This is a genomic window from Streptomyces griseus, from assembly GCF_900460065.1.
GTDB classification, from domain to species: domain Bacteria; phylum Actinomycetota; class Actinomycetes; order Streptomycetales; family Streptomycetaceae; genus Streptomyces; species Streptomyces griseus.
Genome location: NZ_UAVD01000023.1, coordinates 153,919 through 170,886, shown reverse-complemented (window position 1 = coordinate 170,886; position 16,968 = coordinate 153,919). Strand labels below are relative to the sequence as shown.

Annotated in this window: 18 protein-coding genes; 8 read left to right on the top strand and 10 right to left on the bottom strand. The window is 73.0% G+C overall.

Going from position 1 to position 16,968, the window contains the following annotated elements; all coding sequences use genetic code 11:
• Window positions 1-17 precede the first annotated feature (17 nt).
• A complete protein-coding gene (locus DTB53_RS10055) occupies window positions 18-734 on the bottom strand; it encodes a lysoplasmalogenase (RefSeq protein ID WP_012381455.1) in 717 nt (238 codons plus the stop codon).
• Window positions 731-1,678, bottom strand: a complete 948-nt coding sequence (locus DTB53_RS10050) for a sterol desaturase family protein (RefSeq protein ID WP_012381454.1) — start codon at window positions 1,676-1,678, stop codon at window positions 731-733. The genes DTB53_RS10055 and DTB53_RS10050 overlap by 4 nt, the downstream gene beginning before the upstream one ends.
• 271 nt (window positions 1,679-1,949) lie before the next feature.
• On the opposite strand from DTB53_RS10050, the gene DTB53_RS10045 reads away from it, so the two are divergent.
• The 6 genes from DTB53_RS10045 to DTB53_RS10020 all read left to right on the top strand — a co-directional run bounded on the left by DTB53_RS10045 (window position 1,950) and on the right by DTB53_RS10020 (window position 9,479).
• Window positions 1,950-4,538, top strand: a complete 2,589-nt coding sequence (locus tag DTB53_RS10045) for an MXAN_6230/SCO0854 family RING domain-containing protein (protein WP_012381453.1) — start codon at window positions 1,950-1,952, stop codon at window positions 4,536-4,538.
• Window positions 4,539-4,643: 105 nt separating this feature from the next.
• Window positions 4,644-5,675, top strand: a complete 1,032-nt coding sequence (locus DTB53_RS10040; protein ID WP_030705028.1) for a DEDDh family exonuclease — start codon at window positions 4,644-4,646, stop codon at window positions 5,673-5,675.
• Between the two features lie 63 nt (window positions 5,676-5,738).
• The gene (locus tag DTB53_RS10035) at window positions 5,739-5,972 is read left to right on the top strand and encodes a metallothionein (RefSeq protein WP_012381452.1); all 234 of its coding nucleotides are present in this window, start codon (window positions 5,739-5,741) and stop codon (window positions 5,970-5,972) included.
• Window positions 5,973-6,050: 78 nt separating this feature from the next.
• Complete coding sequence (locus tag DTB53_RS10030) at window positions 6,051-6,857, top strand: SURF1 family cytochrome oxidase biogenesis protein (protein ID WP_003969967.1); 807 nt, start codon at window positions 6,051-6,053, stop codon at window positions 6,855-6,857.
• A gap of 68 nt (window positions 6,858-6,925) precedes the next feature.
• Entirely contained in the window at window positions 6,926-8,719 is a 1,794-nt protein-coding gene (locus DTB53_RS10025; RefSeq protein WP_012381451.1) for a glycoside hydrolase family 15 protein, read from the top strand.
• 4 nt (window positions 8,720-8,723) lie between these two features.
• Window positions 8,724-9,479, top strand: coding sequence for an SDR family oxidoreductase (locus DTB53_RS10020; RefSeq protein WP_012381450.1), 756 nt, complete (start codon window positions 8,724-8,726; stop codon window positions 9,477-9,479).
• A gap of 52 nt (window positions 9,480-9,531) precedes the next feature.
• Here the strand turns inward: DTB53_RS10020 and amaP are convergent, their stop codons facing one another.
• The 5 genes from amaP to DTB53_RS09995 are packed head-to-tail and all read right to left on the bottom strand — an operon-like array spanning window position 9,532 to window position 11,859.
• Window positions 9,532-10,110, bottom strand: coding sequence for an alkaline shock response membrane anchor protein AmaP (amaP, locus tag DTB53_RS10015; protein WP_003969964.1), 579 nt, complete (start codon window positions 10,108-10,110; stop codon window positions 9,532-9,534).
• Between the two features lie 5 nt (window positions 10,111-10,115).
• Entirely contained in the window at window positions 10,116-10,799 is a 684-nt protein-coding gene (locus DTB53_RS10010; RefSeq protein ID WP_003969963.1) for a DUF6286 domain-containing protein, read from the bottom strand.
• A complete protein-coding gene (locus DTB53_RS10005) occupies window positions 10,796-11,149 on the bottom strand; it encodes an Asp23/Gls24 family envelope stress response protein (protein ID WP_003969962.1) in 354 nt (117 codons plus the stop codon). Before DTB53_RS10005 ends, DTB53_RS10010 begins: the two co-directional genes overlap by 4 nt.
• Entirely contained in the window at window positions 11,146-11,337 is a 192-nt protein-coding gene (locus tag DTB53_RS10000; RefSeq protein ID WP_012381448.1) for a hypothetical protein, read from the bottom strand. Before DTB53_RS10000 ends, DTB53_RS10005 begins: the two co-directional genes overlap by 4 nt.
• 51 nt (window positions 11,338-11,388) lie before the next feature.
• Entirely contained in the window at window positions 11,389-11,859 is a 471-nt protein-coding gene (locus DTB53_RS09995; protein WP_003969961.1) for an Asp23/Gls24 family envelope stress response protein, read from the bottom strand.
• A gap of 93 nt (window positions 11,860-11,952) precedes the next feature.
• Between DTB53_RS09995 and DTB53_RS09990 the strand changes: the two genes are divergently transcribed.
• Window positions 11,953-12,714, top strand: coding sequence for a hypothetical protein (locus DTB53_RS09990; protein ID WP_012381447.1), 762 nt, complete (start codon window positions 11,953-11,955; stop codon window positions 12,712-12,714).
• Window positions 12,715-12,743: 29 nt separating this feature from the next.
• Here DTB53_RS09990 and DTB53_RS09985 read toward each other — a convergent pair whose 3' ends face one another.
• From DTB53_RS09985 to DTB53_RS09975, 3 genes are all read right to left on the bottom strand, one after another.
• The gene (locus DTB53_RS09985; protein ID WP_012381446.1) at window positions 12,744-13,535 is read right to left on the bottom strand and encodes an enoyl-CoA hydratase/isomerase family protein; all 792 of its coding nucleotides are present in this window, start codon (window positions 13,533-13,535) and stop codon (window positions 12,744-12,746) included.
• A 145-nt stretch (window positions 13,536-13,680) separates the two neighbouring features.
• Window positions 13,681-13,902: a helix-turn-helix domain-containing protein gene (locus DTB53_RS09980; protein ID WP_009337982.1), complete on the bottom strand. Its 222-nt coding sequence runs from the start codon at window positions 13,900-13,902 to the stop codon at window positions 13,681-13,683.
• Window positions 13,903-14,243: 341 nt separating this feature from the next.
• Window positions 14,244-15,842, bottom strand: a complete 1,599-nt coding sequence (locus DTB53_RS09975) for an ABC-F family ATP-binding cassette domain-containing protein (protein ID WP_003969957.1) — start codon at window positions 15,840-15,842, stop codon at window positions 14,244-14,246.
• A gap of 203 nt (window positions 15,843-16,045) precedes the next feature.
• Here DTB53_RS09975 and ypfJ point away from each other — a divergent pair, with 203 nt between their 5' ends.
• Window positions 16,046-16,936, top strand: coding sequence for a KPN_02809 family neutral zinc metallopeptidase (gene ypfJ / locus DTB53_RS09970; protein WP_042497443.1), 891 nt, complete (start codon window positions 16,046-16,048; stop codon window positions 16,934-16,936).
• Window positions 16,937-16,968: the final 32 nt, after the last annotated feature.

Here is a 16,968-nt window from a genome sequence, read left to right as displayed (position 1 = left end):
TGGGGGTCCTTGCCGGTCTAGCCGCTGGTACTCCCCTCACCGTACGCGCCGGTTCGTCCGGTTCTCCGGCCCGGGGCCGCCGTGAGCACTCCGAGGGTCAGCAGGGCCTGGGCGGCGATGTAGGTGAGCATCACCCAGAAGTCGGGGGCGGGGGCCTGGGGCCAGTCGGCGATGCCGGTGGCGATGAGGGCGTCGGAGACCAGGAACAGCGCCCCGCCGGCCGCCGCGTACCGGCCGAGCACGCCGGCCCGCCAGGCCACCGCCGTGAGCAGCAGGCTGTAGCCGGTCAGCGGGATACGCAGGTCCGCCGGGAGGTCCGGCCAGATCAGCACGAGGAAGACGACGAGGACGAGGGCGTATCCGGCGCCCGTGGCCAGTGGCGCGCGGGCCTGGTCGCGGCCGAACAGCGTCAGGTAGCAGACGTGGCCGACGGCGAAGGAGCCCATGCCGACGAGGAAGGCCAGGTCGTTGTCGGCGAGCAGGAAGACATCGCCGCCCCATCCGAACAGCAGGGCCGCGACGAGCAGTCGGGGCCCGCCGCTCAGCGCCGCGTACCCGGCGAGCAGCGGCATCAGCAGCGGCTTGGCGACCAGGTGGACGGTCTCGGCCCCGGCGATCAGCCCGGCCAGGTCGACCGCGGCGGCGAGGAGGAAGGCGAGGAGCACGGGGCGGGCGAAGCGCTCGGCGCGACCGCCGTGCCCGATGCGGCCGGTGCGGGACGCGGTGGCGGTCACGGGGTGCGCTCCGGGGCCGGGGCGGCGGAGGACGCGGAGGCGGTGGCCCGGGCGGGTACGGAGGCGGCTGCCGGAGCCTCCACCCCCGCTCCCGCCCCTGCCCCCGCCTTCGGCGCCGGCTGCCAGCCGGGCCCGCGGAACACCCGGCCGGCCCGCTCGCCCCAGGTGCCGGCGGCCCGGACGTCCCGGGCGATGGCGGCGTACTCGTGGGTGGCGACCCGCAGCGGGTTGTAGGTGGTGATGTTCTTGGTGAGCCCGTAGACGGGCCGCTCGACCTCCGCCGCGAAGGACCCGAACATCCGGTCCCAGATGATGAGGATCCCGCCGTAGTTGCGGTCCAGGTACCCGCCCTGCGAGGCGTGGTGGACGCGGTGGTGGGAGGGCGTGTTGAGGACGTACTCGAAGGGGCGCGGGAGCTTGCCGACGCGCTCGGTGTGCACCCAGAACTGGTAGACGAGGTTGGCCGACTGGCAGAACGCGAGCGCCGCCGGGTGCACGCCGCAGGCGATCAGCGGCAGGTAGAAGGGCCAGACGGTGGCGGAGGTCCAGGGCTGGCGCAGCGCGGTGGTCAGGTTGAACTTCTCGCTGGAGTGGTGGACCACGTGGCAGGCCCACAGGATCCGGATCACGTGGTGGCCGCGGTGGGACCAGTAGTAGAAGAAGTCCTGGGCGAGGAGCATCAGCAGGACGGTCCACCACACCACGGGCACCCGCAGCGGTGTCAGCTCGTAGACCCCCATGTAGATCGCCAGGATGGGGATCTTCCACAGCAGGTCGAAGCCCAGGCTGCCGAGCCCCATGGTGAGGCTGGTGGCCGCGTCCCTGGTCTCGTACCCGGCGGCGTCCTCGTCCGGGTGGAGGCGGTAGCTGACCATCTCGATCACGGTGAGCAGCACGAAGGCCGGTATTGACCACAGCACGACATCGGGCAGGTTCGGCTCCATGCGAGCACCGTAGGGCCGTGGGTCGGCGAGGGCTAGACGTTGTTACCCACAAGTATGCGCGACCTGCCGTCAGCAGTCTTTGGCACCTTCTGCCAAGGAACCACGGGCCGTTAAACACGTGGCGCGCCTCTACCCGCCTCCGTAAGCTCCCTCCTGCGCGGGGGCGGCTCCGCGTTGTGCTTCCTTCTCCACCTCTACGACACCCGTAGCGCACCCACTCTCCGCCCCCGCCCCTTCCTCCTCCCTCTCCTCCCCTGGGGCCTGTTTGTCCGTGTCGCCGTCACTGTCGTCCGTGCTGCTCCGCCGTCTTCGGACGGTGTACGTCGGGGAGGCCGGGCGCCGGCCCGGTGATCCTCCGCCGACGACCGGGCTGGTGGCCCTGGAGGCCGAGCTCCTGGACCGCGGGTTCGCACTGACTCCGGCCCTGCACACCGCCCTCGCCTCGCTGGGGCCGACCGGGCTGGCGGACGCGGGAAAGCAGTTGGTGCGCCACATCGACGCGGAGCTGGGCGCGGACCGCACCCATATGCCGCTCTTCCGCAGCTTCCCGGCCTCCGTGCCGGACGACACGCTCCAGCTGTACGTGGACCGGGTGTTCACCCTGCTGTTCCAGTGGCCGCACCAGCCGTGCGTGCTCTGCTCCACCGTCGGCAGCGTGCGACCGGTCGCTCCGTGCGCCCACCTCGTGTGCCGCGAGTGCTGGGACGGAGCCGACTACTCAGGCTGCCCGATCTGCCATCGCCGCACCGCCGACGACGACCCCTTCCTGAAGCCCTCGCCGCCCGGGCGGCCGGTGGAGACGGCGGCCGGCCCCGTGCAGCCGCTGGTCCTGGGCACCGACGCGGCGGCCGACGCGGTCCGGGCGCTCGGCCGGCTGCTGGCGCGGCGCACCCCGCTCTCCCCGGAGGACCGGGAGGACGTCGCGAGCCTGCTCGACCACACTCCGGCGGGGCTCGGCTGGCTGCCCGAGGAGATTCCCGTACGGGAGACGAAGGCGCTGGTCCTCGGCACGCTGCTGCGGGACCGGCGGACCCGGGACGCGGTGCGGGAGGTGCTGCCCGAGCGGCTGACCACCGCCACGGACGTGCTGCGGCTGCTCGCCGTCTGGTCGGGCGGCGGGGCGGACCTGCTGGACACACCTCGCAACCGTTCCCTGCCGCGCGGGCTCCGGCGCGAACTCCTCGCCGTACTCGACGGGTTGTCCCCCACCTCACTCGTCGAGGACCTGCTGCGGCACCCGGAGCGGTGGAAGCGGGCCGGTGAGACGCTGCACCCCAACGAGCAGCACGCGCGCCACCCCCGGGCCGCCCTCGCCTTCGCGGTGCTGCGGGCCACCCATCTGTCCACGGTGACGAAGCCGCTCGCGGCGACCCTGGCGCGTACCGCAGCCGAACACCCGCGGGCGGTCCGTGCGGACGGCGCGCTGTTCAAGGCCGACACCTGGACCGGGCGGGTCGAGCAGGCCTTCGCCGCGGGCGACACCGACACCGCGATCGCGCTGCTCGCCCGGCGACCGGGCACCCTCCTGCGCCGACTGGACCACGTGCTGCGGGCGGCGGGGGACGGGGAGCCGCCGCACGCGCTGGTCGAGGCGCTGGAGAGCGGACTCGCCGGGGCCGGCCCCGGTCCGCTGCTGGCGGCGCTGGGCCGGCTGAGGATCCGTGACGTCCCCGGCGCCCGGCGGGTCTTCTTCCCCCGGGGCCGGGTGACGCACTCGTTCACCCTGGACGACACCCGTCCCCCGCTGCCGGCCGCGACCGTCGCACGGGTCTGCGCGCTGCTGGAGCGCGAAGTGCTGCGGCGGCTCTCCGCCGCCTCCCGCTTCGATCTGGCGGTGCTCGACGAGGGGCTGGCCGCGCTCGCCGTACCGGCCTCCGAGAGCGCGGCGGCCAAGGCGCTGGTGGCGGTTCCCCGGGGCAGTACCCAGCACCTGCCCGAGGGCGAAGTGCTGCGGATGTTCCTGCACTGGACGCAGCCGCCCGCGACGACCGTCGACCTCGACCTGTCGGTGGCGTTCTTCGACGCCGACTGGAAGTACACCGGGCTCTGCGACTACACCAACCTGGTCCACGGGGACCGGCTGGCCGTGCACTCCGGCGACCTGACGTCCGCGCCCGCGCCGAGGGGCGCCAGCGAATACGCGGACCTCGACCTGCGCGGGCTCACCGCGGCCGGGGTGCGGTTCGCGATGCCGGTGGTGTTCAGCTACAACAACGTGCCGTTCGAGCTGCTGCCCGACGCGTTCGCCGGGTTCATGGCGCTGCCGTCGGTGGAGGGGCGCGGGGCGCACTTCGACGCCCGCACCGTCCGTCAGCGCTACGACCTGATCGGTCACTCGCGGGTCCATGTCCCGATGGTGGTGGACGTGGCGCGGCGCACCTTCCTGTGGACCGATCTGCATCTGCCGCCGTCCCACGGCCACCACAGCGTGGCCCGGCACGTCGACGAACTGGGCCGGGCGGGCAGGGACCTGTACCAGTACTTCTCGTCGGGGCGTACGACGTTGTGGGATCTGGCGGTGTGGCACGCGGCGGCCCGGACCGACGAGGTGGCGGTCTCCCGCGGGGACGCCCTCCTGCGCTACCGCCGGGCGGCCGGGGAGGACACGGCGGCCTTCGCCGACCGGATACGCGTGCTCCGCACCCCGGACGAAAAGGAGCCGCACTCCGCGGAGGACGGGGGCGCGGTCGCCGCCACGGAACGGACGGCGGCCGGGAAGCGGGTGCTGCTCGCCCTGGTGAGCGGGGACGCGGCCCCGGAGAGGGTGAGCGGCACGGTCTACCGGCTGCTGCCGGGGCCGGTGGACGGCTGCGGTCTCGACCGGGTGACCGCGGGCGATCTGGTCGCCGCGCTCGGCTGACCCGAAGGCGGCGGGCAGGGGCGGGAGTTGCGGGGACCCGGCGCCCCACCGGGCACGGCCCTACCCGGCCGAATAGGGGACTGTCGGTCGCGGCCCGTATTCTCTGTGACCATGCCCGACGACCGCCAGACAGCCGCACCGTGGCCGACCGCCTACCCCCAGGGGTACGCGGTCGTCGACGTGGAGACCACCGGCCTCGCCCGCGACGACCGGATAATCTCCGCCGCCGTCTACCGGCTGGACGCCCTGGGCAACGTCGAGGACCACTGGTACACGCTGGTCAACCCGGAGCGCGACCCCGGGCCCGTCTGGATCCATGGGCTGACGAGCGACGTGCTCGAAGGGGCTCCGCTCTTTCCCGAGGTGGCCGAGGAGTTGTCCGCGCGGCTCGCGGACCGGGTGCTCGTGGCGCACAACGCGGCGTTCGACTGGTCGATGATCGCCCGGGAGTACGCCCGGGCCTCGGTCGTCGCCCCGGTCGAGCAGCGGCTGTGCACCATCGCGCTCGCCAAGGAGCTGCGGCTGCCGCTGCCCAACCACAAGCTGGCCTCCCTCGCCGCGCACTTCGGCGTCGTCCAGCAGCGGGCCCACCACGCGCTGGACGACGCCCGGGTGCTGGCCGAGGCGTTCCGGCCGAGCCTGCACGCGGCGGCCCGGGGCGGGGTGCGGCTGCCGTTGCTGGAGTGCCGGCCGCTGACGGAGTGGTCCGACTCCCCCGTCACCCCGCGCGTCGGGTACCAGCCCTCGCGGCAGCCGAACAGCTGGCGGCCCTCGCGGAAGCGGCCGGCCTGCCCGTATCCCAATCCGGGGCGGTACGAGAAGGAGAAGCCGCTCCAGCAGGGGATGCGGGTGGCCTTCTCCGGGGACACCTCGATCGACCGGGAGCTGCTGGAGGACCGGGCGATCGAGGCCGGGCTCCATGTGGCGACCAGCGTGTCGCGGTTGACCAGTCTGCTGGTGACCAACGATCCGGACGCGGCCACCTCCAAGACACAGAAGGCGAAGTCCTTCGGCACGCCGATCCTGGAGGAGAGCGCCTTCACCCATCTGCTGCGCGATGTGGCCCCCGCCGGCGGGGCCGTCCTGCCGCAGCAGGCGCCCCCGCCGCCACCGGAAGCGACCCCGTCATCGGAGTGAACCGCCCGCGACTCGCCCGGCAGCCGCTCGCCCGGGACCGCCGGGCGTCCCACCCTGTGGCGCATGGCACGTTGTGAGGTTTGCGGAAACGACTACGGCATGTCCTTCGAGGTGCACGCGCAGGGCGCGGTGCACGTCTTCGACTGCTTCTCCTGCGCCATCCACCGCATGGCGCCGATCTGCGAGCACTGCCGGGTCCAGGTGATCGGGCAGGGCGTCGAGGCCGACGGGCACTGGTACTGCGGCGCCCACTGCGCCCGCGCCGAGGGGAGGGCGGGCATCGTGGACAAAGTGTGAGGGAACGCCCCGCCGCCGGGCCGCTCCGGTGGCACCCCTGAGTGCCGCACCCCATGGCCCCGGTTGTACGGTCATGGGGTGTACCGCTTCCTGTTGACCCGGCAGTGGGTGATCCTCACCCTGCTCGGCCTCGCGCTGATCCCGACGATGATCGAGCTGGGTTTCTGGCAGTTCCACAAGCACGAGCACCGGGTCGAGCAGAACGGGCTGATCTCGCGCAACCTCGAAGCGCGGCCGGTCCCGGTCTCCGAGCTCACCTCTCCGGGACACACGGTCCCGCGCTCGGACTACTGGCGGGCGGTCACCGCGACGGGCACGTTCGACACCGAGCACGAGGTGGTCGTCCGCCGCCGGACCTCGGACGACGACCGCATCGGCGTCCACGTCCTGACCCCGCTGGACCTCAAGGGCGGCGGCACCGTCCTGGTCAACCGCGGCTGGGTGCCGGCCGCGCCGAACCAGACCGCCTTCCCCGACGTGCCGCCCGCGCCCCGCGGCGAAGTGACCGTCGCCGGCCGCCTCAAGGCGGACGAGACGACCGGCAGCAGCGGCATCAAGGACCTGGCGGGGCTGCCGGACCGGCAGGTGATGCTGATCAACAGCGACCAGCAGTCCCAGCTGCTCTCCCGCACGGTCCTCGGCGGATACATCGAACAGACCGAGCCCCGTCCGGCGGGTGACCTGCCCGAGCAGATCGCCTCCCCCGACGACAGCTCGATCGGCCCGCACATGGCCTACGCCGTGCAGTGGTGGCTGTTCGTCGCCGCCGTCCCGGTCGGCTGGATCATTCTCGTACGCCGCGAGAAGCGCGACCGCGACCAGGCCGCCGCGGCCGGGAACACGACGGCCGACGCCCCCGAGCAGCCCGAACCGGCGAGCGCCTGAGACACGCTCCACACCCATCGGGCCACAGGGGCTGGTTGACAAGGGCCCGGTTCGGGAAAACGCCTGGCGTGACCCCACGCATCGAGGACTACGCCCTGATCGGCGATCTCCAGACCGCCGCGCTCGTCGGCAGGAACGGTTCCGTCGACTGGCTCTGCCTGCCCCGCTTCGACTCCGGCGCCTGCTTCGCCGCCCTGCTGGGCACCGAGGAGAACGGCCACTGGCGCGTCGCGCCCAAGGGGGCGGGCCCCTCGGACACCTGCACCCGGCGCGCGTACGTGAAGGACTCCCTGGTCCTGGAGACGTACTGGGAGACGCGGACCGGCACGGTGAAGGTCATCGACTTCATGCCGCAGCGCGACAAGGCGCCGGACCTGATGCGGATCGTCGAGGGCGTCAGCGGCACCGTCGACATGAGTTCGGTGCTGCGGCTGCGCTTCGACTTCGGGTCCGTGGTGCCCTGGGTGCGCAAGTCCCACGGCCACCGGGTCGCCGTCGCGGGCCCCGACTCCGTCTGGCTGCGCAGCGAACCGCCGGTCAAGACGTGGGGCCAGCAGTTCAGCACCTGCTCCTCGTTCACCGTCGCCGAGGGCGAGAGCGTGGCGTTCGTCCTGACCTGGCACCCCTCGCACTCACCGCGTCCGAAGCTGATCGACCCGCACAAGGCGCTGAAGCACACCCTGCACGACTGGGCGAAGTGGACCGACCACTGCACCTACGAAGGCCCCTACCGCGATGCCGTGCTGCGCTCCCTGATCACCCTGAAGGCGCTGACGTACGGCCCGACGGGCGGCATCGTGGCAGCCCCGACCACCTCCCTGCCGGAGGAGATCGGCGGCGTACGGAACTGGGACTACCGCTTCTGCTGGCTGCGGGACGCCACGCTGACACTCGGGGCGATGGTCTCGGCCGGCTATCTGGAGGAGGCGGAGGCCTGGCGGGACTGGCTTTTGCGGGCCGTCGCCGGCGACCCGGCCGACCTCCAGATCATGTACGGGCTGGCCGGCGAGCGGCGGCTGCCCGAGTCGGAGCTGCCCTGGCTCGCCGGATACGAGAACTCCCGGCCGGTGCGCACCGGGAACGCGGCCGTCCGGCAGCGTCAGCTCGATGTGTACGGCGAGGTCATCGACGCGCTCCGGCTCGCCCGCGTCGCCGGTCTCGACGACAAGCCGCACGCCTGGAACCTCCAGCTCAGCCTGCTCGGCTTCCTGGAGTCGACCTGGCGCGAGCCGGACGAGGGGCTGTGGGAGATCCGCGGCGCCCGGCGGCACTTCGTGCACTCCAAGGTGATGGCCTGGGTCGCCGCCGACCGGGCCGTGCGCTCCCTGGAGGAGAACCCCGAACTGCCCGGCGACGCGGAGCGCTGGCGGGCGATGCGCGAGGCCGTGCACGCCGAGGTCTGCGAGAAGGGGTACGACCCCGAGCGGAACACCTTCACCCAGTCCTACGGGTCACGGGAGCTGGACGCCTCGACGCTGCTCATCGTGCGGACCGGGTTCCTGCCGCCGGACGACCCGCGGGTGATCGGCACGGTGGACGCGGTCCGCGCCGAGCTGGGCAGCGACGGGCTGGTCCGCCGCTACAGCACCCAGGGCTCCTCCGTCGACGGGCTGCCGGGCGACGAGGGCGCGTTCCTCGCCTGCTCGTTCTGGCTGGTGGACGCGTTGCAGCGGATCGGCAGGCCCGACCAGGCCCGGGAGCTGTTCGAGCACCTGCTGGAGCTGCGCAACGACGTGGGCCTGCTGGCCGAGGAGTACGGCGTGGCGGCGGGGCGGCAGCTGGGCAACTTCCCGCAGGCCTTCAGCCACATCGGACTGGTGAACTCCGCTGTCGACCTGGCCGGGGAGGACCCGGCAGGATAGGGGCATGGATCTTGGACTGAAGGACCGCGTCTACATCGTCACCGGAGCGACCCGGGGCCTCGGCAACGCCACGGCCCGCTCCCTGGCCGCCGACGGCGCGAAGCTGATCATCACCGGACGGGACGAGAAGTCCGTCGTGGAGGCCGCCGCCGAGCTGGGCCCGGACGCGGTCGGGCTCGCCGCCGACAACGCCGACCCGGCCGCCGCGCAGCGCCTGGTGGACACCGCGCGGGACCGCTTCGGGCGGCTCGACGGCATCCTCATCAGCGTCGGCGGACCCGCCCCCGGCTTCCTCGCGGACAACACGGACGACCAGTGGCAGACGGCGTTCGAGACGGTGTTCCTCGGCGCGGTGCGCCTCGCCCGGACGGCCGCCGCCGCGCTCGGCGAGGGCGGCGTGATCGGCTTCGTGCTCTCCGGATCGGTCCATGAGCCGATCGCGGGGCTGACCATCTCCAACGGGCTGCGCCCCGGTCTCGCCGGTTTTGCCAAGTCGCTGGCCGACGAGCTGGGCCCGCGCGGCATCCGGGTGGTCGGCGTGCTGCCGGCCCGGATCGACACCGACCGGGTCCGTGAGCTGGACGCCCTGTCCGGCGACGCGGAGGCGGCCCGCACGGCGAACGAGGCGCGGATTCCGCTGCGCCGCTACGGTACGCCCGAGGAGTTCGGGAGGACCGCGGCCTTCCTGCTCTCCCCGGCCGCCTCCTATCTCACGGGCATCATGGTCCCGGTGGACGGCGGATCCCGGAACGGGTTCTGACCCGCCCGATCAGCCGCGCCGACAACCCCGCGGGTCCATACGCCCAGGGCCGTCAGGACACCCGCTCCGCACGGTGCTTGACGGCCCGCAGGCGCACCTCGGCGGGGAGCGCGTCCAGGCCGGCCGAGGTGCGCGCGTGCCTCAGCGCCCCGTCGGCGACCGCGTTCAGCGTCCCCAGGGGCGCGGCGTGCGGCTCCAGCAGCAGGCGGACCCGGGCCCGGGGGGCGGTCCGGCGGCCGGTCAGCATCGCCTGGGCGCGGGCCACTCCGTCCAGTGCCTCCGCCTCCCCGGCGACGACGCCCTCCAGGGCGCGGCCCCGCAGCTGGGCTCCTTCGCCGTCGCCGCTGTCGACCAGGACGTCGGCGAGCCGGCCGCGGCGGAGCTGGGCGAGGAACCACCACAGGGCGAGGACCACGAGGACGGCGAGGGCCGCGATCACCGTCGGCCACCACCAGCCGTCGTCGCGCCAGCGCTGCCGGTCGGCCGTGCTCAGCAGGACGTCGGTCTTGCCGTCCCAGGGCCACCAGGAGGGCACGGACGCGCCGAGGCCGGCGGCGAGCACCGCTCCGCCGACGACGACCAGCACCAGCCCGGCCAGGGCCAGCAGGACCCGGTTGACGGTGGAGCGCATGCTGCTCATCCCTTCTTCGCCGGTCGGTGCACCTCGACGGAGACGGCCGGCGGACGCGCCAGGCCCAGCTCCCGTACGGCCTTCTCCAGCACGGCGTCCAGGTCGGTCCGCACGTCGTCGAGTTCCCGGAAGTGGGAGAGCGCACGCACCTTCGCCCTGCGCCGTCCCATCCTGACCCGCACGGACTGCACGCCGGACACCTCCACGGACCGGTCCCGCAGGACCAGTGCGGCGGCGGTGCGGTCGAGGCCCGCCCGGACGTCGGCGCGGTCGCGGCGCATCGGCAGCAGGTCGCGCAGCCCCGGGGTGAGGGCGAGGAGGATCAGCCAGAGGCCGATCAGCGCCGCCACGCCCGCCCCGACGAGCACCGCGACGTCGTCCAGCTGCCGTTCGGCCAGGCCGTCGGCGAGGGAGCGACGCCACTGCATGGCCGGGTGGTCGGCCCGGACGGCGGCGATGTCGTAGAGGAGCAGCCCGGCCGCGCCCAGGAGGACGAGGGCCAGCAGGGCGGCCGGGACGCGGCGGGCGGACCAGAAGCGGCCGGCGGAACCGTCGCCCTGTTCCAGGGTGGGGACCGGTTCGCGGCGGTCGGCCGAGGTGTCCGGGGCCTGCCGGGCCGTACCGGCGTCGTCCTGTCCCACAGTGGGCATCCGCCGGGTGGAGCCTGTCGGTTCACCGGGTTCGGTCATCGGATCCTCCCCTGTGCGGCGGCGCCGGGTCCGGCGGGGTGCAGCCGTTCGACCTGTACGGCGACCTCGGGCACCTCCATGCCGGCCAGCGCCTTGACCCGCTGGGCGACCCGGCGGCGTACGGCGCCGCACTGGCGGCCGATGTCGCTGGGGTAGCCGAGCTCCAGGCTGACGCGGACCCGGGCGGCGTCGCGGTGCACCGTGACGGTGGCCCGCGGCGACGCCCCGTCCGCGGGCGGTTCGTCGACCGCTTCCTTCGCCGCCTGGGCGGCGATCTTCGCGACGACGCGGTCGGCGATCCGGGTCTCGCCCCGTACCGCGGCGGCGACCCGGCCGGTCACCGCCGTCACCGTCGCCGGTCGCCGCGCTCGCGACTCCGGAAGAAGTCGCCGGGCTCCAGGTCGCCGTCCAGGAAGCGGCCGGCGATGAAGCCGACCGCGCCCAGCGCGGCCACCAGTACGAAGGCTCCGAACCCGCCGAAGTACCCGGCGAACCCGAGCGCCATGCCGGCCAACAGACCGGCGACAGCCATGCTCATCGTGTTTCTCTCCTCAACTGGCGTGCGCGTGCGACGGAGAATGCGGAAGGGCTACTGGACACGCTGTTCGGACTCGTCCTCGTCGTCGTCCTCGTCGGGGAGCTTGACGTCGCTGACCGCGATGTTGACCTCGACGACTTCGAGACCGGTCATGCGCTCCACCGCGGAGACGACGTTCTCGCGCACGTCACGGGCCACGTCGGCGATGGAGACGCCGTAGTCGACGACGATCTCCAGGTCGAGGGCCGCCTGGGACTCGCCGACCTCCGCCTTCACGCCGCGGGTGACGGACTTGCCGCCGCCGGGGACCCGGTCGCGGACCGCGCCGAAGGTCCTCGACAGGCCGCTCCCCATCGCGTGGACGCCGACCACATCGCGTGCCGCCATTCCGGCGATCTTCTCCACGACGCCGTCGGCGATGGTGGTGCGGCCCCGGGTGCCGGGGTCGCCGCCGCCGCGCTTGCCGAGGTTCTTGCCGCCCGAGCCGCTGTCGGGGTTGTTGCGCTGGGAGCTCTCAGTCATCGCCGATCTTCCCTTCGGGACAGGGTTGGACTTCCTTGCCCACGTTAAGTGCGCTTTCCCCATCCCGCGCCGTGGATGCGGCAGGCTGGGGCGATGACAACAGCGCGGGACCCGCAGAGGGTCGACGGATGGACCGCCGCGGTACGGCAACGGCTGGGCCTGGGCAGACTGCTGCCGCTGGGCGGCCCGGCGGACGGCGCGTGGATCGCCGAGACGGCCGCCGCCGCGGTGCTGCGCGGGGCGACGGCCCGCCCCGGGACGGTGCTGGGCAAACTGCGGATCGGCCCCACGGAGGCGGCGGTCCAGGCGGCGGTGGCCGGGGGCGCCGGGGGCGCGTCGCGGGGCGCTGCGGGTGCGCCGCCGCCCCCGGCTCCGCCGAACGCGCTGCCGTCGGTAGCGCTGCGCATCGAGGCGGAGTTCTCCACCACCCCGGACCGGCCGCTGCCCGACGCGGCGGCGGCCCTGCGCGCGGCGCTGCTCACGGCCGCCGCGACCCGGCTGGGCCTGGAGATCGCCGAGGTGGACCTGACGGTCACGGCATTGCTGGCGGACGGTGCGACCGATCAGGTGACGGGCGCGGAGACGGGGTCGCCGGCCCCGGGCGCGAAGCCGGAGGGGCCGGTGGCGGCGGCTGCCGCCGGGGTGCCGGGGGTCGTCTCGCTGACCCGGGTCCTGGGCGGCCCGGTGCACACCGCACACGACCATGTGCGGGTCGAGGTGGCGACGGCCGGGGACCGCCGGGCGCTGGATGTCGCCCGGTCGGTGCGCACGGCGGTGGCGGCGGCCTCAAAGGAGGCGCGGTTGCCGGTGTCGGTGCTGGTCACGGACGTGGTGGAGCCGGGCTCGAACGGCTGAGCCCGGCTCGGCGCTCCGGTCGGCGTCCGTCAGTCGGTGATGCCCGCCAGGTCGCGGAGCCGGCGGCCCTGGGCGGCCCGCTCGGCGACGCGCTGCTCCTCGTAGCCGCGCGAGAGCGCGCCGGCCAGGAGGGCCTTGGTCTCGACGACGGCGTCGCGGGGCGCCGCCACCAGGGCCGCGGTCAGGTCGCCGGCGGCCGCGTCGAGCTGGTCGGCGGGGACCACGAGGTTGGCGAGGCCGGTGCGCTCGGCCTCCTCGGCGTGCACGAAGCGGCCGGTGGCGCAGATCTCGAGCGCGCGGGCGTACCCCACGAGGTGCACCAGGGGGTGGGTGCCCGTGAGGTCGGGGACGAGGCCGAGGCTGGTCTCGCGCATGGCGAACTGCACGTCCTCGGCGACGATCCGCAGATCGCAGGCGAGAGCGAGCTGGAAGCCGGCGCCGATGGCGTGGCCCTGGACCGCGGCGATCGACACCAGGTCGTTGCGGCGCCACCAGGTGAACGCCTCCTGGTACTCGGCGATGATCGCGTCGAGCTCGGCCTCCGGGCCGCGCGCCATGTCGAGGAACGACGGCTCGCCGTCGAAGCCCTCGGGAGTGAAGGCCTGCCGGTCGAGGCCCGCGGAGAACGACATGCCCTCGCCGCGGAGCACCACCACCCGGACCGTGCCGGGCAGCGCCCTTCCGGCCTCGGTCAACGCCCGCCACAGAGCGGGAGACTGAGCGTTGCGCTTGGCCGGATGGGTGAGCGTCACCGTGGCGACGGCTTCGTCGACGGTGAGCCGTACGCCGTCCTTGTCGAGCACAGTGTCGAGCGAGGTCATGGGGCGCCTCCGGATCGGGTGCAGTCAGCACTCAGAACTAAGTGACTGAACAGTAACCACCCGGACGACCTTGCGGTCAGCCGGGTGGCCACCCCGAAATCCGTTGGGCCCGTATGACGCCGAAGGCACCGGGAACGCGGAGGCCTCAGGCCGAAGTGGCCTTCTTGCCCCGTGTCGCGCCGCCGCGCCCTCGCAGCGTCACTCCGGACTCACTGAGCATCCGGTGGACGAACCCGTAGGAGCGGCCGGTTTCCTCGGCCAGCGCCCGAATGCTCGCACCGGAGTCGTACTTCTTCTTCAGGTCTGCCGCGAGCTTGTCACGCGCGGCGCCGGTTACCCGGCTGCCCTTCTTCAGAGTCTCGGCCACCCGTGCCTCCTCATGGGAAGTGCGCTCTGGACTTCTCATGATCACCCCTCCCGCCCTTCCTGGCCACCCATTCGGCAAGGTCGGTGCGAGCGGTTTCCCGGACGCGAAGCGCGTCGACGCGCTTCGAATCCCCGATTCCGCAAGGCCCGCGAGGGCGTACGGCCGGGACCGGTGGAAGAACATCCAGGTCAGGGCCGTAGGGGGAAGAGTGGCCGGAAAAGGGGCGCACGACGGGTGAGCGCCGGGCGCACCACCGGAGTACGAGACGTCCTCACGCAGATGACGGATCACGCGTAGGCCGAATGATCTATCCCCGGTGGATCGGGCGGGGCCCCGGTGGATCAGGCGAGCGCGACGAGGTCGCGGTAGTCCGCTCCCCAGAGGTCCTCGACGCCGTCCGGGAGCAGGATGATCCGCTCCGGCTGGAGCGCCTCGACGGCCCCTTCGTCGTGGGTGACGAGGACGACCGCGCCCTTGTAGGTGCGCAGGGCGCCGAGGATCTCCTCGCGGCTGGCGGGGTCGAGGTTGTTCGTCGGCTCGTCGAGCAGGAGCACGTTGGCCGAGGAGACGACCAGGGTCGCCAGGGCGAGCCGGGTCTTCTCGCCACCGGAGAGCACGCCCGCGGGCTTGTCGACGTCGTCGCCGGAGAAGAGGAAGGAGCCGAGCGTCTTGCGGACGGCCACCAGGTCGAGGTCGGGGGCCGCGGAGCGCATGTTCTCCAGGACCGTGCGCTCCGGGTCGAGGGTCTCGTGCTCCTGGGCGTAGTAGCCGAGCTTGAGGCCGTGGCCCTCGATGACCTGACCGGTGTCGGGCTTCTCGGCGCCGCCGAGCAGGCGGAGCAGCGTGGTCTTGCCGGCGCCGTTGAGGCCGAGGATGACGACGCGGGAGCCCTTGTCGATGGCGAGGTCGACGTCGGTGAAGATCTCCAGCGAGCCGTAGGACTTGGAGAGGCCCTCGGCCATCAGCGGGGTCTTGCCGCAGGGCGAGGGGTCGGGGAAGCGCAGCTTGGCGACCTTGTCCGAGACCCGTACGGCCTCCAGGCCCGAGAGCAGCCGGTCGGCGCGCTTGGCCATGTTCTGGGCGGCGACGGTCTTGGTGGCCTTGGCGCGCATCTTGTCGGCCTGCGCGTTGAGGGTCGCGGCCTTCTTCTCGGCGTTCTGGCGCTCGCGCTTGCGGCGCTTCTCGTCGGCCTCGCGCTGCTGCTGGTAGAGCTTCCAGCCCATGTTGTAGATGTCGATCTGGGAGCGGTTGGCGTCGAGGTAGAAGACCTTGTTGACGACCGTCTCGACCAGTTCGACGTCGTGGGAGATCACGACGAAGCCGCCGCGGTAGGACTTGAGGTAGTCGCGCAGCCAGACGATGGAGTCGGCGTCGAGGTGGTTGGTCGGCTCGTCCAGGAGCAGGGTGTCGGCGTCCGAGAAGAGGATCCGGGCCAGCTCGACGCGGCGGCGCTGACCGCCGGAGAGCGTGTGCAGGGGCTGGCCGAGGACCCGGTCGGGCAGGCTGAGCGCGGCGGCGATGGTGGCGGCCTCGGCCTCGGCGGCATACCCGCCCTTGGTGAGGAACTCCGTCTCCAGGCGCTCGTACTTCTTCATGGCCTTCTCGCGGGTGGCGCCCTGCCCGTTCGCCATCCGGTCCTCGTTCTCGCGCATCTTGCGCAGGATCGTGTCGAGGCCGCGGGCGGAGAGGATGCGGTCGCGGGCGAGGATGTCGAGGTCGCCGGTGCGCGGGTCCTGCGGGAGGTAGCCCACCTCGCCGGAGCGGGTGATGGTGCCGCCCGCGGGGGTGCCCTCGCCCGCGAGGCACTTGGTGAGAGTGGTCTTGCCCGCTCCGTTGCGGCCGACGAGGCCGATGCGGTCGCCCTTGGCGATGCGGAAGGAAGCGGATTCGATGAGGATGCGGGCGCCGGCGCGCAGCTCGATGCCGGAAGCGGTGATCACGGAAAAACTCCAGGGCAGTATGGACGGCGGAGGGACGAGGGCGGAGGTCTCTCGACGCCGCTAATGCACAAGGAGAAAGGCCATACGGCCCATTCTACTGGCGGTACGCAACTCCTTTTCCGCGTGCCCGCCGGGACGAACCGGCCGATACTCGGCGCAGGGCGGCGCCCCGTCGCCCGCCCCGGCCCGAGGGTGGTGCGACCGTGCGGTTCGACGACGACGCCGATCTGGACACCTCCGAGGTCCAGGATGTCCGCGGTGGCCGGATCCCGGGCGGGAGGGCCACCGTGGGCGGCGGTATCGCCGGGGTGATCGCCCTGGTCCTGGGCCTGTTGTTCGGCGTCGGACCGGATCAGCTCGGGCTCACCTCCGACGGGGCGGACCCGGCGGCGACCGCGTCGTCGGCCGGGCAGGTGCAGGAGAGCTGCCTGAAGGGGCAGGACGCGAACAGCCGGGAGGACTGCCGGACGGTGGCGGTGGTCAACAGCGTGCAGGACTTCTGGCGGCTGGAGTTCGGGCGGCGCGACGCGGACTACACGCCCGCCCGGACGGTCCTGTTCAGCGAGCGGGTCGGTACCGCGTGCGGGGCCGCCACGTCGGCGGTCGGGCCGTTCTACTGCCCCGGCGACCGGAAGGTCTATCTGGACCTGGGGTTCTTCGGCGACCTGCGGACGAGGTTCGGCTCCAGCGGCGGACCGTTCGCCCAGGCGTACGTGGTGGCGCACGAGTACGGCCACCATGTGCAGGACCTGATGGGCACCCTGGGCCGGTCGCGGGACGGGCGGCGGGGCGAGAACAGCAACGCGGTGAGGGTCGAGTTGCAGGCCGACTGCTACGCCGGGGTCTGGGCGCACCACGCCACGACCACGCCGGACGGGTCGACCGGCCGGCCGCTGGTCACCGAGCTGACCCGGGCGGACGTCCGGGACGGGCTGGACGCGGCGGCGGCGGTGGGCGACGACCGGATCCAGGAGCGGTACCAGGGGCGGGTCACCCCGGAGTCGTGGACGCACGGTTCGGCCGCGCAGCGGCAGCAGTGGTTCTCCACCGGGTTCCGCACGGGCGACATGGCGCGGTGCGACACCTTCCCCTGATCCGGACCGGCCCGAGCGGCGGGAACGCTTCC

What these genes read in the sequence shown, in the direction of transcription:
- DTB53_RS10050 (WP_012381454.1), bottom strand. Translation starts at nt 1,678, where the DNA reads ATGGAGCCGAACCTGCCCGATGTCGTGCTGTGGTCAATACCGGCCTTC.
- DTB53_RS10035 (WP_012381452.1), top strand. Translation starts at nt 5,739, where the DNA reads ATGGCACGTTGTGAGGTTTGCGGAAACGACTACGGCATGTCCTTCGAG.
- DTB53_RS10020 (WP_012381450.1), top strand. Translation starts at nt 8,724, where the DNA reads ATGGATCTTGGACTGAAGGACCGCGTCTACATCGTCACCGGAGCGACC.
- amaP (WP_003969964.1), bottom strand. Translation starts at nt 10,110, where the DNA reads ATGCGCTCCACCGTCAACCGGGTCCTGCTGGCCCTGGCCGGGCTGGTG.
- DTB53_RS10010 (WP_003969963.1), bottom strand. Translation starts at nt 10,799, where the DNA reads ATGACCGAACCCGGTGAACCGACAGGCTCCACCCGGCGGATGCCCACT.
- DTB53_RS10000 (WP_012381448.1), bottom strand. Translation starts at nt 11,337, where the DNA reads ATGAGCATGGCTGTCGCCGGTCTGTTGGCCGGCATGGCGCTCGGGTTC.
- DTB53_RS09995 (WP_003969961.1), bottom strand. Translation starts at nt 11,859, where the DNA reads ATGACTGAGAGCTCCCAGCGCAACAACCCCGACAGCGGCTCGGGCGGC.
- DTB53_RS09990 (WP_012381447.1), top strand. Translation starts at nt 11,953, where the DNA reads ATGACAACAGCGCGGGACCCGCAGAGGGTCGACGGATGGACCGCCGCG.
- DTB53_RS09985 (WP_012381446.1), bottom strand. Translation starts at nt 13,535, where the DNA reads ATGACCTCGCTCGACACTGTGCTCGACAAGGACGGCGTACGGCTCACC.